2 protein-coding genes are annotated in these 1200 nt (G+C 65.4%); one reads left to right on the forward strand and one right to left on the reverse strand.

The window, feature by feature from the left end:
• On the forward strand, window positions 1–359 hold a 359-nt coding region (locus ACGFZA_RS42500; RefSeq protein ID WP_393686487.1), incomplete at its 5' end, for a hypothetical protein.
• On the opposite strand, the gene ACGFZA_RS42505 is transcribed toward ACGFZA_RS42500, so the two are convergent.
• Window positions 356–1161, reverse strand: a protein-coding gene (locus ACGFZA_RS42505; protein ID WP_393686488.1) for an IS5 family transposase whose coding sequence is annotated in 2 segments (ribosomal slippage) — window positions 356–810 and window positions 810–1161 — 807 coding nt in all. Because the reading frame shifts where the segments join, the coding sequence is not laid out codon by codon here. The genes ACGFZA_RS42500 and ACGFZA_RS42505 overlap by 4 nt on opposite strands.
• Window positions 1162–1200 lie beyond the last annotated feature (39 nt).

The raw sequence follows: 1200 nt of genomic DNA on the forward strand, positions 1-1200 counted from the left end.
AGACGATGTCTCAGTTGGTGCGGACGTGTGGTGACCGGGCAGGATCCATCTGCATGGCAGACCCAGAGGTTCAGCGCGTCAACGACATTGCACTCACTGCGGTGCAGGCTCTGCTAGGGCTGATCTCGTCCGATGTGGTGGCGGTAGCAATTGCGGTCGAAGAGGAAAGAGTGCTGCTCTCCTTCTGGGTACGTCGCCATACCGCCGAGATCGACGAAGACATTGACGATGCCGTTGGCGACCTGGAGGCGCTTCTCCATCCACAGATTCCGCTGATCGAGCCGCGCGTCATGGTAGGTGTGCCGGACGTGACCACCGGACAGCCTCACGAGCGCATGATCTATTGGGCCAAGTCCTAGACCTGCACCGCTCTGCGGTAGCAGATGAGGGTGCAGGCGATGCCGACGAAGGCGAGGAAGTGCTCGGCCTTCCGCTCATAGCGTCGGTGCAGACGGCGACAGCCGTTCAGCCAGGACATTGTGCGTTCGACTACCCAGCGGTGCCGGCCCAGGCGGCTGGACGGTTCGATGCCGCGGCGGGCGATGCGTGGCACGATCTGCCGACGACGCAGCCATCCTCGGAGGTGGTCGAAGTCGTAGCCCTTGTCGGCGTGGAGTTTGGCCGGGCGGCGGCGCCGGGGTCCATAGCGGGAGCGGATCGGCGGGATGCCGCGCATCAGCGGGATCAGGGCCTGGCTGTCGTGGAGGTTGGCGCCGGAGATGCCCACCGAGATCGGCAGCCCGTTGCGGTCACAGATGACGTGCATCTTGGATCCAAGCTTGCCGCGATCGGTCGGATTCGGTCCGGTCAGGGGCCCCCTTTGACCGCTCGGACGCTGGCCGAGTCGATCGCGCAGCGCGACCAGTCCAGCTGGCCGTTCGCGCCGAGTCGATCGAGGACCACGCGGTGCAGCTTGGCCCAGACCCGGGCACTGGACCAGTCGGTGAAGCGACGGTGGATCGTCTGCCAGGAGGCCCCGAAGACCGGTGGCACTTGCCGCCAGGTGCAGCCCGAAGTAGCGACGAAGATGATCGCGGCCAGTACCGCGCGATCGTCGCACCTCCGGCGTCCTCCGCCTTGGGGGCGGACCGGAGGCTCCGGCGCCACGTCCTGGAAGATCTCCCACAACGAGTCCGGCACCAGGCGCACAACTATGTCCATGCCCAGAGCAACGAGCGATCACCAATCAAGACATCGTCT

Origin of the sequence: Streptomyces sp. NPDC048211 (assembly GCF_043202315.1) — a bacterium.
Classification (GTDB): domain Bacteria; phylum Actinomycetota; class Actinomycetes; order Streptomycetales; family Streptomycetaceae; genus Streptomyces.